Below are 15,531 nucleotides of genomic sequence, written 5' to 3' on the forward strand. Positions count from 1 at the left end.
AGCCATGTCCTTTCTGAAAATCACCGATCTGCGCAAGTCCTACGGCTCGCTGGAAATCCTCAAGAACATCAATCTGGAAATCGACGAGGGCGGCTTCCTGGTGCTGGTCGGCCCCTCCGGCTGCGGCAAATCGACATTGCTCAACACCATCGCCGGGCTTGAGCCGATTACCTCGGGTGAAATCGCCATCAACGGCAAGTCGGTGGCGGGCCTGCACCCGTCCAAGCGCGACATCGCCATGGTCTTCCAGTCCTATGCGCTCTACCCGAACATGACGGTCGCCGGAAACATCGCCTTCGGCATGGAGATCCGTGGCGTGCCGAAGGACGAGCGCGACAAGGCGATCAAGCAGGTAGCCGACATGCTGCAGATCGGCCATCTGCTCGATCGCAAACCGAGCCAGCTCTCCGGCGGCCAGCGCCAGCGTGTCGCCATGGGCCGGGCGCTGGTGCGCAATCCGCAGGTCTTCCTGTTCGACGAACCGCTCTCCAATCTCGATGCCAAACTTCGTGTCGACATGCGTACCGAGATCAAGCGCCTGCATCAGCGCATGAAAACGACGATCGTCTATGTGACGCACGATCAGATCGAGGCGATGACGCTGGCCACCAAGATCGCCGTTCTGAAGGACGGCATTCTGCAGCAATTCGGCACGCCGGCGGAAATCTACAACAATCCGGCCAATCTGTTCGTTGCCGATTTCATGGGCTCGCCGGCGATGAACCTTTTGACCGCCACGGTCGAGGGCGGCGGCAATGATCTGCGTGTGTCGCTGATGCGCCCCGATGCCGGGCCCTTGCATCTGCCCGTCGCCCAGGTCGCCGGACTTGCCGCCTATAGCGGAAAGCAGGTTGTCTTCGGCATTCGGCCGGAAGCGCTGACCGATCCCGATGGGGCCGACCGCAATGCGCGTCTGCTGGTGGAAGGCGATTGCCTGATCGAGGTGGTGGAGCCGGCCGGTTCCGATACGTTCGCAGTCACCAAGCTTGGCGGCAAGGAAGTGGTGGCGCGGCTTCGCGCCGATGCCCGCATCGCGCCCGGACAGAACACCCGGCTTGCCTTCAACCTGGACAAGGCGGTGTATTTCGATCCGCAAAGCCAGAGCCGCATCGGCTGAGTTTCGTCATGATCAAGCAGCCCGATATCGTCATCATCGGTTCCGGCATCGGCGGGGCGACGGTCGCCTCTGCCCTTGCGGGTTCCGGCGCCGACATCCTGATCCTGGAGGCCGGCGGTCACATCGAGGACCGGCCGGAAAACCGCGACCAGCGGGCAATCTTCCAGCGCGGCCATTTCCGGCCGAAGGAATTTTGGTACGAAACGGACGGGAAGAGCTTCAATCCCGGCAATTACTACAATGTCGGCGGCAATTCGAAATTCTTCGGGGCGGTGATGGTGCGCTACCGCCGCGAGGATTTCGCCGAGATGGCGCATCTGGAAGGCGTCTCGCCTGCCTGGCCGTTCGCCTATGACGAGCTTGAGCCCTGGTACAGCCGGGCTGAACAGCTTTATCAGGTGCGCGGCGCGCTCGGGCAGGACCCGACGGAGCCCGTGCATTCAAAAGACTATGCTTTCCCGCCGGTGCCGGACGAGCCGCCAATTGCGTCGGTGCGCGGCAAGCTGAAGCAAAACGGCTTGCATCCCTATTCGCTGCCGCTGGGCATCGATATCGACAAGTGGCTGGCGAAGGCAAAGACGCCGTGGGATGCGCATCCCAACAGTTTCGACGGCAAGATGGATGCCGAAACGGCGGCGCTGACGGTCGCCTTGCAGCACAAAAATGTCCGGCTCCAGACCGGATCGCGGGTGACGCGGCTTGAGACCGCGGCGGACGGCAAGCGGATTGAGACGGTTCGCTATGTCAAGGATGGTGCCGAACAAACGGTGTCGCCAAAACTGGTCATCCTGTCTGCCGGTGCGGTCCAGTCCTCGGTGCTGTTGCTGCGCTCTGCCAATGCCATGCACCCGAAAGGTCTGGCCAACAGCTCCGACCAGGTCGGCCGCAATTTCATGAACCACAATTCGAGCGCGGTTCTGGCAATCTCGCCGTTCTTCAAGAACACCTCGATCTATCAGAAGACATTCGGCTTCAACGACTATTATCTTTCGGACGGGAAGGGTGGGCCACCGCTCGGCAATGTCCAGCTTCTTGGCCGTATCTCCGGGCCGATCCTGAAAGCGAACCTTCCCTCGCTGCCGGAATGGCTGCTCAATCAGGTCTCGGCGCATGCGATCGATTTTTATGCGATGAGCGAGGACATTCCGCATCCGGAAAGCCGGATCATGGTCGATGGCGAGCGCATCGTCCTGCAATGGGTGCGCACCAACTGGGACGCGCATCTGATGCTGGTGAAGAAATTGAAAAAGGCGCTAAGGGGCGCCGGATTCCCGATTGTGCTGTCGCGGCCCTTCGACAAGCGCACGCCGTCGCACCAGTGCGGAACGGTGCGCATGGGCAACGATCCGGCATCGGCGCCGCTGAATGTCTACTGCCGGGCTTTCGACCATCCAAACCTGTTCGTCGTCGATGCCAGCTGCCTGCCGACCTCGGCCGCCGTCAATCCGGCGCTGACGGTCGCAGCGCAGGCGCTGCGTGTCGCCGATCATATCGTGTCAAAGGATCTGGCGGCATGACCGGTCATAAACGTCCCGTTGCCATCGTCACCGGCGGCCGCCGCGGCATTGGACTTGGCATTGCCAAGGCGCTGGCGAGAGACGGGTTTGATATCGTCATTACAGGTATCGGCGATGCGGATCAGGTATCCGGCGTGCTGGAAGGTCTTGCGGCGCTCGGTGCGAAAGCGATTTTCCTGAAAGCCGATCTTTCCGATCTTTCCGGCCATCAGGCAACGGTCGATGCGGTTTTGGCGCAATTCGGATCGATCGAATGCCTCGTCAACAATGCCGGCATGGCATCGGTGGTGCGCGGCGATTTCCTCGATCTGGCGCCGGAAAATTTCGACGCGATTGTCGCTACCAATCTGCGCGGCACGGTGTTTTTCACCCAGGCCGTGGTGAAGGCCATGCTGGCAGGCGCCCCCGGCCGGCATCGTTCGGTGATCAATATCACCTCGGTTTCGGCAGCGATGAGCTCGCCGGAACGCCTGGACTATTGCATCAGCAAGGCGGGGCTTGCCGCCTTTTCGCAAGGATTGGCCCTGCGGCTGGCCGAGACCGGCATCGCCGTTTTCGAGGTGCGGCCGGGCATCATCCGCTCCGACATGACGGCCGGCGTTTCGGCCAAATACGACGCGCTGATCGATGGCGGGCTGGTGCCGATGAAGCGCTGGGGCGAGGCGGACGATATCGGCGGCATGGTCGCAGCATTGGCAAACGGCAGCTTCGGCTTTGCCACCGGCACGGTGATCAATGCCGACGGTGGGCTGTCGATCGGGCGTTTGTAGGGGCAGGCGGCAAAGCGGTGATTGCCCCTCACGCCAGCCCTCTCCCCGCTTGCGGGGACAGGGCGGATGAGGGGCGACCTCCTCGGCAAGTGGATTCTAAGGACGACGACATGACTTACGACTACATCATCACAGGTGCCGGACCAGCCGGTTGCGTACTCGCCAATCGCCTGACCGAAGACGCCGACGTCAAGGTGCTGCTGCTGGAAGCGGGCGGCAGCGACTGGAATCCGCTGTTCCACATGCCCGCCGGTTTTGCCAAGATGACCAAGGGCGTCGCCAGCTGGGGCTGGGAAACCGTGCCGCAGAAGCACATGAAGAACCGGGTGTTGCGCTATACGCAGGCCAAGGTGATCGGCGGCGGCTCGTCGATCAACGCCCAGCTCTATACGCGCGGCAATGCGGCCGACTACGATCTCTGGGCGAGCGAAGACGGCTGCACCGGCTGGGACTATCGCAACGTGCTTCCCTATTTCAAACGCTCGGAAGACAACCAGCGTTTCGCCGACGATTATCATTCCTATGGCGGACCGCTCGGCGTTTCCATGCCGGTATCGGGGCTTCCGATCTGCGACGCCTATATCCGCGCCGGCCAGGAACTCGGCATTCCCTATAATCATGATTTCAACGGCAGGCAGCAGGCCGGCGTCGGCTTCTATCAGCTGACCCAGCGCAACCGCCGCCGCTCGTCGGCATCGCTTGCCTATCTCACTCCGATCAGGGATCGCAAGAACCTGACGGTGCGGCTTGGCGCCCGGGTGACGCGGATCGTTCTGGAGGGGAGGCGCGCCGTCGGCGTCGAGGTCGCAACCGCCAAGGGGCTGGAAACGATCCGGGCCGAGCGGGAGGTTCTGGTCTCCTCCGGCGCCATCGGATCGCCGAAACTGCTGCAGCAGTCGGGCATCGGTCCGGCCGGTCACCTGCGATCCGTCGGCGTCGATGTGAAACACGACCTGCCGGGCGTCGGCTCCAACCTGCAAGACCATCTCGACCTGTTCGTCATTTCCGAATGCACGGGCGACCACACCTACGATGGCGTCGCCAAACTGCACCGCACGCTCTGGGCAGGGCTGCAATATGTGCTGTTCCGCTCCGGCCCGGTTGCATCGTCGCTGTTTGAGACGGGCGGCTTCTGGTATGCCGATTCGAACGCGCGCTCGCCGGATATCCAGTTCCATCTGGGGCTGGGCTCCGGTATCGAAGCGGGTGTCGAGAAGCTGAAGAATGCCGGCGTGACGCTGAATTCCGCTTACTTGCATCCGCGCTCGCGCGGTACCGTCCGGCTGTCATCTTCCGATCCTGCGGCAGCGCCGCTGATCGATCCGAACTACTGGAGCGATCCGCACGACCGCAAGATGTCGCTCGAAGGCTTGAAGATCGCCCGCGAAATCTTCCAGCAGCAGGCGCTGAAACCCTTCATCATGGCCGAGCGCTTGCCGGGACCGAACGTGATGACCGATGACGAACTGTTCGACTACGGTTGCGCCAACGCAAAGACCGATCATCATCCGGTCGGAACCTGCAAGATGGGCACGGGCGCTGACGCCGTCGTCGGACTTGATCTCAAGGTGCACGGCCTTGAGGGCCTTCGCGTCTGCGACAGTTCTGTCATGCCGCGTGTCCCCTCTTGCAATACCAACGGGCCGACGATCATGATGGGCGAAAAGGGATCGGACATCATCCGCGAACGGCAGCCGTTGCCCGCAGTGATCTTTTCCCATGAACGCAATGACCAGCGCCCGCGGGCGCGTGCCGACATCCAATAGGAGTTCCGTCATGATCCGCCACTGTGTTTTTATCCGCTTCAAGACGGCCGTTTCGGACGCCGAAAGAGCGTCGATCCTTTCGGATATCGCGGCACTGCAGCCGATCGTTCCCGGATACCTCGCCATCGATATCGGCCCGAATGTCAGCCCTGAAGGCTTGGGGAAGGGCTATACTGGCGGCTTCATCATCGATTTTGCCGACGCGGCTGCCCGGGACACGTATATTTCCCATCCGGACCACGGGACGGCGGCCGGCCGGATCGTCGCTGCCACCGAAGGTGGCGTCGATGGCGTCTTCGTCTATGATTTCGAGATTGCAGGCTGATCTCGCATGACATTTGAACCCCGTGTCTTTCTGACCAGCCTGTTTGAGGCAGCCGTAGGCGCCGCCGATCCGCTGGCCGCGATCCGGTCTTATCTGCCGGAACGGCCGAAGGGGCGGACCATCGTTGTCGGCGCCGGCAAGGCCGCAAGCCAGATGGCGTCTGCGTTCGAAAGCCTGTGGGACGGACCATTGGACGGTGCAGTTGTGGCGCGGCACGGGCCGGTCGCGGCCTGCAGCCGCATCCGCGTCCTGCAGTCGGCCCATCCGGTGCCTGATGAGGCCGGGCTTGCCGGATCGGCGGAATTGCTGCGGCTTGTCGAACGCCTAACACCGGATGATCTGGTTGTTGCGCTGATTTCCGGTGGCGGCTCTTCGCTCCTGCCCGCGCCGCCCGAAGGCCTGACATTGGCTGACGAAATCGCGGTCAACAAGGCGTTGCTGGCCTCAGGCGCGCCGATTTCGGCGATGAATGTCGTGCGCAAGCATGTCTCGCGCATCAAGGGCGGGCGGCTGGCTTTTGCCGCAGCTCCTGCGCGGGTCGTGAGCCTGATCGTCTCCGATGTGCCGGGTGATAATCCTGCCTTTGTGGCGTCGGGGCCGACGATTGCGGATAAGTCCACCCCGGACGATGCCTTAGCCATCGTCACGCGCTACGGCATGGCGCTGCCTGACGCGGTCATGCGGCATCTGCGATCGGAACACGCATCTGCACCACATCCTGATCATCCTGCGTTCGCCAATCAGCAGCACCACATCATTGCATCGGCCAGCGTCTCGCTTGAGGCTGCGGCGGCAAGGGCGCGGTCGCTTGGTATCGAGGCGGTGATCCTGTCGGATGCGATCGAGGGTGAAGCGCGCGATATCGGCCGCATGCATGCAGCGATCGCGCGGGAGACGGCGCTGCGTCACCGGCCGTTCTCAAAGCCCGTCGTCATCCTGTCCGGCGGCGAAACCACCGTGACGATCTTGGGCGATGCGTATGGCAAGGGCGGCCGCAACAGCGAGTTCCTGCTCTCGCTTGCGCTGGATATCGACGGCATTGACGGAATTCATGCGCTGGCCGCCGATACCGACGGCATTGATGGATCGGAAGACAATGCCGGCGCCTTTGCCGACGGTTCGACCATAGCCCGCATCCGGGCCGCCGGTGCCGATCCACGCGATCATCTGGCCCGTCACGATGCCTGGAGCGCGTTCAACGCCAGCGGCGATCTTTTCGTGCCCGGCCCGACCGGTACCAATGTCAACGACCTGCGGGCGCTGCTGGTCATTTAGCGGCACGCCTGTCGGGTGAAAAGCCGCCGTCGCGCTGTTCCTGCGCCGGCGGCTTGTCCGGCCTTTTTTCCAGTCCGGCAACGGGAACAAATCCACACGATGTCCGTTCCTGCGTCGGAGGTGGCACATGTTCATTCGGTTGGGATACGAGATAGGCATCAGCTGCAGTCAGCCGACCCCGATGATGACCTTTCTTTCCGTTGATCTTGCCAGGCGGCCAGACATCGTCAGCGAGCACGGACCGATTTCGGATCCGGTGGTGAAAATGAGAGAGGTGACCGATCCTTTCGGCAATGTCTGCATGCGGATGGTCGTACCGGCAGGTGGACTGAACCTCACCTATGACGCGGTGATTGAGGATAGTGGCCGTCCCGACCCGGTTAATCGCGGCGCAGCGGCGGTCGCCGTTGAAAAATTGCCGCCGGAATGCCTGCCCTATCTGTCCGCCAGCCGTTACTGCGAAACCGATCGCTTCGGCGCCCTTGCCTGGCGCCTTTTCGGCGAAATCGAACCGGGGTGGGCACGGGTTCAGGCAATATGCGACTATGTCCATCAGCGCCTGACCTTCAGCTATGGTTATAAACCCTCTCTTCGCACCGCGATGGAGGCGCATGAGGAAAGGGCAGGGGTGTGCCGCGATTACGCCCATCTTGCCGTAACCTTGTGCCGCTGCATGAATATGCCGGCGCGCTACGTCAACGGCTACATGGGCGACATCGGGGTGACAGACAATCCGGCTCCGATGGATTTCAACGCCTGGTTCGAAGTGTTTCTCGATGATCGCTGGTACACGTTCGATGCCCGACACAATGTTCCGCGGATCGGCCGTATCGTCGTCGCGCGCGGACGGGATGCCGCCGACATTCCGCTGATCCAGACATTCGGCAAGCATGAGCTGACGACGTTCAAGGTATGGACATCCAAGGAGACGGATGGAGTCCTGACAAAGCCGCGCAGCAGGGCCGATGTTTCCCTTTTGACGCCATGGTTCAGCGAACGCTGGTCCCGGCTTGTCCAGCAAAGGGAGCACGAGCGGAAACATTGAGGCGGCAGCCGCGTTATCTTTGATGGACGCGCGGCGCTGTAGAAGGTTGGTTTTTTCCTCCACGGCGCAAAAGGCAGAAAATAATATCTATAAACTAGATGGAAAATATAGGAGAAAAGCACAGGCCGACGCCGAAACAGCGGCAGGACATCTGCAACAACTCAAGTGGAGGACAGGATGCAAGGTTCGAAACCAGTCATGCAGAAGAGCCCGGTGAGCTATGGCGCACACCCGGTGCCGCATTTTTCCTGGACGCTCGCCGCGCAGGGCACTGCGCTGGCCGCGGCGTTTCTGTTCGTGACCGCGCTGGTCTGCGGCGCGATCTGAGCCGGACCGGCGGCGAATTCGATATTTTGATGTTCCGTAAAAGTCCCTGATCCCTTGGATGCAGGGGCTTTCGTTTTTCAGGATGTACCGGACGGCTGTTCGTGGACGGCAAGCCATGCGCCATCATCCTGACTTTCGAAACGATCGTTTCCCGCTCCTCATATGCCGCAGTCCTCGGCGGTGATGGACGGCCAGATCGTCCCCCTTGCCCTCCGTCTCGCCGATATCGTAGCCTTGCCCGGCAGCGGGAGTTGAGAATGCAACACGTCAGCGCGGACAAATGGTATCAGGTGAGGCGTCTTGATGACGACGTCACCGCCATTTCCGAGCCGTTTATCCAGGAATTCTATCGCTGCAACATCTGGCATGTGCGCGGCCGCGACCGGGATATGCTGGTCGATAGCGGCATGGGCGTCGTTTCGTTGAGGGAATACGTACCGCTGGTCACCGAGCGCGGTCTGATCGCCGTCGCCAGCCACACGCATTTCGACCATATCGGCTGCCATCACGAGTTCGAATGCCGCGCCGTCCATTCCGCCGAAGCCGATCTGCTTGCCAATCCGACGCGGCAAAACACGCTCGCCGATCCGTATGTCACCGACGATATATTCGACGCCCTGCCGCCTGTGCCCTACTGTTCGAAATGCTATGCCGTAAAAAAGGCGCCGGCGACGCGTATTCTCGACGATGGCGATGTGATCGACCTCGGCGACCGGGTGTTTAAGGTCATCCATACACCCGGCCACTCCCCGGGGGGTATTGCACTCTACGAGAAGGCGACCGAAATTCTGTTCTCCGGCGATATCCTCTATGACGGTCCGCTGATCGAGGATACCTATCATTCTAACGCCGCAGACTATCTCGCCTCGATGGAGCGCCTGTTGAAAATTCCCGCCCGCATCGTGCATGGCGGTCATTTTCCAAGCTTCAGCGGTGAACGCTACCGCCAGCTGATCACCGGCTGGCTGAACGAAAAACAGAAGACGATCTGACGGGAAGGAAAAAGCATGCTTGATAAACGCAAGTTCTACATTAACGGCGAATGGGTGGCGCCGCTCGCTGCAAACGATCTCGATGTCCTCAATCCGGCGACGGAAAAGCCGGTCGCGGTGATTTCCATGGGAACCGCCGGCGACATCGACCGCGCCGTTGCCGCCGCCAAGAAGGCATTTGTTACTTATAGCCGGACGACGACGGAAGAGCGCCTGGCGCTTCTGGAGAAGCTGCTCGCCATCTACAAGCGCCGCTACGAGGAAATGGCGCAGACCATCACGCTTGAGCTTGGCGCGCCGTTGACGATGAGCCGCGAACAGCAGGCCGATGTCGGCGTTGGCCATCTCCAGGGTTTCATCGATGCGCTGAAGCGCCTGCACACGCGCGAAGTGCTGCCGAACGGCGACGTCATGTTGCGCGAGCCGATCGGCGTCTGCGGCCTCATCACGCCCTGGAACTGGCCGATCAACCAGATCGCGCTGAAGGTCGTTCCGGCGCTTGCGACCGGCTCGACCTGCGTGCTGAAGCCGTCCGAATTCACGCCGCTGAACGCAATGCTCTATGCGGAAATGGTGCATGAGGCCGGCTTCCCGGCAGGGACGTTCAACCTCGTCAACGGCGATGGCCTGAATGTCGGTGCCGCTCTCTCCAGGCACAAGGACGTCGACATGATGTCGTTCACGGGCTCGACCCGCGCCGGCATCGCCGTCAGCAAGGACGCGGCCGAAACGGTCAAGCGCGTCACGCTGGAACTCGGCGGCAAGTCGCCGAACATCGTCTTTGAGGATGCGGATCTGGAAGATCGCATTACCGGCAGCGTGCTGGAATGCTTCAACAATTCCGGCCAGTCCTGCGATGCGCCGACGCGTCTCCTGGTGCAGAAGTCGGTCTACGACAAGGCGGTCGAGATCGCCACGCGGGTGGGTAAGGAAGCAAAGGTCGGTAATCCGGCGGAAGAAGGCAGCCATATCGGGCCGCTGGTCAGCGACGTCCAGTTCGGCCGCGTTCAGGCGCTGATCGAGGCGGGCATCGCTGAAGGCGCCCGGCTTCTGGTCGGCGGCGCAGGCAAGCCGCACGGCTTCAAGACCGGTTACTTCGTCAAGCCGACGATCTTTGCCGACGTCAACAATACCATGCGCATCGCCCGTGAAGAGGTGTTCGGTCCGGTGCTCGCCATCATGCCGTTCGAGACGGAGGAGGAAGCGATCGAGATCGCCAACGACACCAATTACGGCCTGGCCGCCTATGTCCAGACGGGTGATCCAAAGCGTGCCGAACGCGTCGCCTCGCGGCTTCGCGCGGGCATGGTGCATATCAATGGCGGTCCGCATCGCTACGGCAGCCCGTTCGGCGGCTACAAGCAATCCGGCAACGGCCGCGAAGGCGGCATGTTCGGGCTTGAGGATTTCCTCGAGGTGAAGACGGTACACCGGCCGGATGCCGCCTGAGATTTGGCCGACCTGAGTACGCCAAATTAATCCAATTTCTTGCCGCCGGGCGTTTGACGGCGGCAAGAAAATTCAACGGGCTTTCTCACAACGGGTTGCTCAGCCTCTTAACCGTTGATTTCGCCTAAGAAACGCTCGACCAGATCGCATCGGAGTGGCGTCTCTTGAACGAGACGACAAACGCTCGGCGCGGCTATGGCTGAGGGCATCGAACGGCCGCGTTTGCCGGCCTAAGTTCACAGTTTCTAATCATTCCATGCACGGAAGTTGCTGTTTCCCCGCGAATCGTTCTGGTACCGTCGGTGCATATCGCCTGGCACCGAAAGTGCTGTGCCCGTTTGTATTGGACAGCATTCGTGTCAGAGACCGCGCTCCCCTCATCCTCATTGGCCTCATCATCCGCAAACCGGCTTGCGCTCATAGCACTGCTGATCGGTGGCGCGGCAATCGGCGGCTCTCCCATCTTTGTGCGCTTGTCGGAAGTCGGGCCGATGGCGACGGCGTTCTGGCGGGTGACGCTGGCGCTTCTGCCGTTGCTGGCCTGGTCGAGGGCAACGGCGAACACCGTCACCGATCAGCGGCCAGCCGGTTTGGCGGATTACGGCCTGCTTGTCGTTCCCGGTGTGTTTCTTGCCGTCGATCTCGCCGCCTGGCATCTGGCGCTGCACATGACCTCGGTTGCCAACGCAACGCTGCTGGCCAATCTGGCGCCGATCTTCGTGACGCTCGGCTCATGGCTTCTGTTTCGCGCCCGTGTCAGCGGCGTGTTCATCGCAGGTCTGGCGACGGCGCTGGCAGGGGTGGTGATCCTCAAGGGCGGGCCGATGGCGCTCGGCGACGGTCAACTGGCGGGCGATGCGACTGCGGCGCTGGCGGCGGTATTTTATGCCGGGTACATCCTGTCGATCGGCCGGCTACGCAGCCGTTTTTCCACCAACCGCATTATGATCTGGAGTACGGGCTCGGCCGCCGTCTGTATCTTCCCGCTCGCCTTTTTCTTCGAGGCGAGCTTCATGCCGACGGCGCTGTTCGGCTGGGCCATACTGTTCGGGCTTGCCTTCATCAGCCATGCCGGCGGGCAGGGGCTGATCATCTATGCGCTCGCCTTCCTGCCGCCGGCGTTTTCGTCGCTGACGCTGCTGTTGCAGCCGGTCGTGGCGGCGATCCTCGCCTGGCTGCTGCTCAGCGAACCCGTCGGGCTGATGCAGGCAATCGGTGGGGCGATCGTGCTTGCCGGCATCCTGATCGCCCGCCGCGGCTGAACCTCTTTGGTCAGATGCCCGGCAGAGTGAAGCCCGAAAGCCGTTCCTCGAGCTTCAGGATCGTCGGCGCGTCGGCGTTGGCAAATGCAAAGCGCAGGTAGCCTTCCTGCCCCTCGCCGAAATAATCGCCGGGTAGGCAGACGATACCGGCGATCTTTGCCAGCTTTTCCGCGACGAATTCCGAGCGGATATCCGGATAGGGGTGACGGATATAGGCGAAATAGGCGCCGACCGCCTGCAGTTTCCAGCCCTTCAGCCTGCTCATCACCTGCTTCAGTGCTTCAGCCCGGGCCGCGATCTCGGCGCGGTTGCCGGCTCTCCATTCGCCAAGTGCCGGGATGGCCCTGGCAACGGCCGCCTGCGCCGAGCGCGGTGCGCAAATCTGCAGATTGTCCATGATCTTGGCGACCTGCTCGACGACGGCGGGCCCCGCCGTGATGGCACCAAGCCGATGGCCGGGAATGCAGAAGGATTTGGAGAAGCTGTAGAGGCAGATGAGACTGTCCTGCCACCCTTCGATAGACAGAAGATCGTGCGGCGCTCCGCTGCCTTCGGGAAGGAAGTCGCGATAGGTTTCGTCGAGGATCAGCCATGTGCCGTTGGCGCGGCAAAGATCGTAGATACGGCGCAGCAGCGCCGGCGGATAGACAGAGCCGGTCGGGTTGTTAGGCGTAACCAGCGCCAAGGCGCGGACGCCAGGCTTGAGTGCTGAGGCGATGGCGTCGATATCGGGCAGAAAGCCGTCGCTCGCGTCGCAAGGCACCAGTTCGATGCCGATGCCGAGCATGGCCAGCGTCGTTTCCTGGTTGAAATAGAAGGGGTTGGTCATCAGGACCGTATCGCCGGTACCCGCAATCGCCATGGCCGTACAGATGAAGGCCTGGTTGCAGCCGGAGGTGACGTGGATGTTTTCAGCGCCGACCGGGGCATTGTAGAGGCCGGAAACATGGGCGGCATAGGCACTGCGCAAAACCTCTTCGCCTTCGATCGCGCCATAGCCGGTGAAGGCGGGAGAGGACGCCGCTTCGCCCAGCCACTTCAGCATGTCCGGATGGGCCGGATAGCCGGGCACGGCTTGGCTGAGATCGATCAGCGGTCCGCGCGACCCGTCATAGGCCTTGGCCCAGGCGAGGACGGAAGGCACTGGCGGCGGCGAGAGCTTGGCGATCAGCGGATTGAAATGCGGCATCGGATTGTCCTGTAGTTTTGCGGCTTGGCTGTGCTTAAGATTTGGCTCTGCGTTTCGGCGCCGGCTGCGGACGCCTGGTGCGAGCGGGGGAGGATACGGGTTGAAAGCTGTCCTTGGCGGGTAAGCGTTCCGGGGTGCCGGCTTTTTGGGTGCGGGCGCGGATGATGGTGCGTGCCGAGGTCTGTAGCTCCGGCATGGGGTCGTTTTCAAGAGCAGAAAACAGCCAGTCGATGAAGACCTTGACGATGGGGGCGGCGCGGATCTCGTTGCGGCAGGCGACGTAGAAGGCGTCGTTGGCCGGCACGGTGAGATCGAAGGGCGCGATCAATTCGCCCTTGGCAATCAGGCTACCGGCCGTGATCGTATCGCCGAGCGCCACGCCCTGGTTGTGCAGGGCAGCCTCCGTCGAAAGCCTGGCGTCGCTCATGAAATGCTGGCGGCCGCGCTGGATGCCGATGCCGTCGGCGGCGGCAAGCCAGGTGTTCCATTCGCGCCCGTCGTCGCCGTGCAGGATGACATGATCGCGCAGGTCGCGCAGCGAACGCAGTGGCCGCATGTTGAGGAGGGTGGGGCTGACGACCGGAAACAGTTCCAGCCGGCTCCACAGCCGTGCCCAGCAATCCGGCCAGTTTCCGTCGCCATAGAGCAGGCAGACATCGACATCGCCGGAAAACAGGTTGGCCGCATCGTTGGAGGCGATCAGCGTCAGCTGCACGTCTGGAAACTGTTCGGTGAACTGGTGCAGGCGCGGGATCATCCAGAAGGACAGAAGGGCTGGCACACAGACGATGCGCAGCTCACCGCTAGTGGTCGGCCGGGTCATCGCGGCGGTGGCGGCAGCAATACCCTCGAAGGCGTGGGTGACGGCGGGAAGAAGCAGAGCCCCCTGCGACGTCAGTTTCAACCGCTTGCCGCCACGCTCGAACAGTGTCGCGTTGAACGAGAGTTCCAGCGCTCTTATCTGATGGCTGATCGCCCCGTGCGTGACGTTGAGCTCGCGTGCCGCGGCCGAAACCGAGCCACGCCGGGCTGTCGCCTCGAAGGCACGCAAGGGGTTCAACGGGGGCAGGCGGCTCGACAAGAAGGCGGCTCCGGGAGGTGAAGAATGATGTGAGAATTTCTCACACCAAACGCTATAACAATGTCAATTGATTTTCCAATCAAATTGTCTCCTAATGTGAGCAACAAAGGCAAAAGCCTGGGGAACATGCAACCGAGATCGCCTCTGGCAAACAGGGCGGCATCTTGGCTTTGGCGGCAGAGCGCACCTTCATCTGATGCTCCACAACCGCCCAAAATCGCACGTCTTTCCAGGCCCAACATGAGGTCCAGTCGACATGGCGTGGGATAACAGCAAGCTCAACGAACTGAAGGCAAAGTACGGCGAAGCCCATGGCGGCGAGATGTTCGACCCGACCTTCCGCAAGGTCGCCGACAAGATCTTCTCCAAGAGCGGCACGCGTCTTGCGCCTTACTCCGGCGTTCCGACGTTCCTGATGGCGCCGCATATGCCTGTTGATGCCAACGAACCGGATTTCGGCAACCTGCAGGTCGCCATCGTCGGCGTGCCGATGGATCTCGGCGTCACCAACCGTCCGGGCTCGCGTTTCGGGCCGCGCGCCATGCGCACCATCGAGCGTATCGGTCCCTATAACCATGTGCTCGGCTGCGCTCCGGTGCACGACCTGCGCGTGGCCGATATCGGCGACGTGCCGTTCCAGAGCCGCTACCGGCTGGAACTCAGCCATGACGATATCGAAAAGCGCATCAACCAGATCGTCGATGCCGGCGTGGTGCCGCTCTCGGTCGGCGGCGACCATTCGATCAGCCATCCGATCCTGAAAGCGGTCGGCAAGAAGCGCCCGGTCGGCATGATCCATATCGACGCCCATTGCGATACCGGCGGTGCCTACGATCTCACCAAGTTCCATCATGGCGGCCCGTTCCGCAATGCGGTGCTCGACGGCGTGCTCGATCCGACCCGCACGGTCCAGATCGGCATTCGCGGCTCCTCGGAATATCTGTGGGAATTCTCCTACGAGTCCGGCATGACCGTCATCCACGCCGAGGAAGTGACCGGCATGGGCATTCCCGCCATCATCGAGAAGGCCAGGAAGATCGTTGGCGATGGTCCGACCTACTTGTCCTTCGACATTGACAGCGTCGATCCGAGCTTTGCGCCGGGTACAGGCACGCCGGAAATCGGCGGTCTCACCACCCGCGAAGTGCTGGAACTGATCCGCGGCTTGAAGGGCCTGAACCTGGTCGGCGGCGATGTCGTCGAGGTCGCACCACAGTACGATTCGACCACCAACACGGCGCATGTCGGCTCGCAGGTCCTGTTCGAAATCCTCAGCCTCATGGTGTTCAGCCCGTTCGTCAACGGCACGCGGGGCTAACTTTATTCCTACCAGCGGCCCCTCGTCCGGCCTCCCCGTTTACGGGAAGAGGGTTGGGGTGAGGGGCAAAAGCCACATACTCAGCCGTGCCTATCGCA

At 61.9% G+C, this 15,531-nt stretch carries 14 protein-coding genes; 12 read left to right on the forward strand and 2 right to left on the reverse strand.

What is annotated here, in order from left to right; translation table 11 throughout:
- The first annotated feature begins 4 nt into the window (after positions 1–4).
- The 11 genes from AC1D17_RS00675 (at position 5) to AC1D17_RS00725 (ending at position 11,845) form a co-directional block, all read left to right on the forward strand.
- Positions 5–1,117 carry an ABC transporter ATP-binding protein gene (locus AC1D17_RS00675; protein WP_477563510.1) on the forward strand — a complete coding sequence of 371 codons (1,113 nt, stop codon included), beginning with the start codon at positions 5–7 and terminating at the stop codon, positions 1,115–1,117.
- 8 nt (positions 1,118–1,125) lie between these two features.
- Entirely contained in the window at positions 1,126–2,634 is a 1,509-nt protein-coding gene (locus AC1D17_RS00680; RefSeq protein ID WP_477563511.1) for a GMC oxidoreductase, read from the forward strand.
- Positions 2,631–3,404, forward strand: a complete 774-nt coding sequence (locus tag AC1D17_RS00685; RefSeq protein ID WP_477563512.1) for a 3-ketoacyl-ACP reductase — start codon at positions 2,631–2,633, stop codon at positions 3,402–3,404. The genes AC1D17_RS00680 and AC1D17_RS00685 overlap by 4 nt, the downstream gene beginning before the upstream one ends.
- Before the next feature lie 110 nt (positions 3,405–3,514).
- Positions 3,515–5,170 carry a GMC family oxidoreductase gene (locus tag AC1D17_RS00690; RefSeq protein ID WP_477563513.1) on the forward strand — a complete coding sequence of 552 codons (1,656 nt, stop codon included), beginning with the start codon at positions 3,515–3,517 and terminating at the stop codon, positions 5,168–5,170.
- 10 nt (positions 5,171–5,180) lie between these two features.
- On the forward strand, positions 5,181–5,495 hold the full coding sequence (locus AC1D17_RS00695; RefSeq protein WP_477563514.1) for a Dabb family protein: 315 nt from the start codon (positions 5,181–5,183) through the stop codon (positions 5,493–5,495).
- Between the two features lie 6 nt (positions 5,496–5,501).
- Positions 5,502–6,770, forward strand: a complete 1,269-nt coding sequence (locus tag AC1D17_RS00700; protein ID WP_477563515.1) for a glycerate kinase type-2 family protein — start codon at positions 5,502–5,504, stop codon at positions 6,768–6,770.
- A gap of 127 nt (positions 6,771–6,897) precedes the next feature.
- Complete coding sequence (locus AC1D17_RS00705; RefSeq protein ID WP_477563516.1) at positions 6,898–7,815, forward strand: transglutaminase-like domain-containing protein; 918 nt, start codon at positions 6,898–6,900, stop codon at positions 7,813–7,815.
- 177 nt (positions 7,816–7,992) lie between these two features.
- Positions 7,993–8,142, forward strand: a complete 150-nt coding sequence (locus AC1D17_RS00710) for a hypothetical protein (RefSeq protein WP_477563517.1) — start codon at positions 7,993–7,995, stop codon at positions 8,140–8,142.
- Positions 8,143–8,399: 257 nt separating this feature from the next.
- Entirely contained in the window at positions 8,400–9,134 is a 735-nt protein-coding gene (locus tag AC1D17_RS00715) for an MBL fold metallo-hydrolase (RefSeq protein WP_477563518.1), read from the forward strand.
- Between the two features lie 15 nt (positions 9,135–9,149).
- Entirely contained in the window at positions 9,150–10,583 is a 1,434-nt protein-coding gene (locus tag AC1D17_RS00720; RefSeq protein WP_477563519.1) for an aldehyde dehydrogenase family protein, read from the forward strand.
- 356 nt (positions 10,584–10,939) lie between these two features.
- Positions 10,940–11,845, forward strand: coding sequence for a DMT family transporter (locus AC1D17_RS00725; RefSeq protein WP_477563520.1), 906 nt, complete (start codon positions 10,940–10,942; stop codon positions 11,843–11,845).
- A gap of 10 nt (positions 11,846–11,855) precedes the next feature.
- Here the strand turns inward: AC1D17_RS00725 and AC1D17_RS00730 are convergent, their stop codons facing one another.
- Both AC1D17_RS00730 and AC1D17_RS00735 read right to left on the reverse strand, forming a co-directional pair.
- Positions 11,856–13,034 carry an aminotransferase gene (locus AC1D17_RS00730; RefSeq protein ID WP_477563521.1) on the reverse strand — a complete coding sequence of 393 codons (1,179 nt, stop codon included), beginning with the start codon at positions 13,032–13,034 and terminating at the stop codon, positions 11,856–11,858.
- Between the two features lie 34 nt (positions 13,035–13,068).
- A complete protein-coding gene (locus AC1D17_RS00735; protein WP_477563522.1) occupies positions 13,069–14,115 on the reverse strand; it encodes a LysR substrate-binding domain-containing protein in 1,047 nt (348 codons plus the stop codon).
- 256 nt (positions 14,116–14,371) lie between these two features.
- On the opposite strand from AC1D17_RS00735, the gene speB reads away from it, so the two are divergent.
- A complete protein-coding gene (speB, locus tag AC1D17_RS00740; RefSeq protein ID WP_477563523.1) occupies positions 14,372–15,433 on the forward strand; it encodes an agmatinase in 1,062 nt (353 codons plus the stop codon).
- The last annotated feature ends 98 nt before the right edge of the window (positions 15,434–15,531 follow it).

Source organism: Pararhizobium sp. P1_E7 (assembly GCF_056405855.1).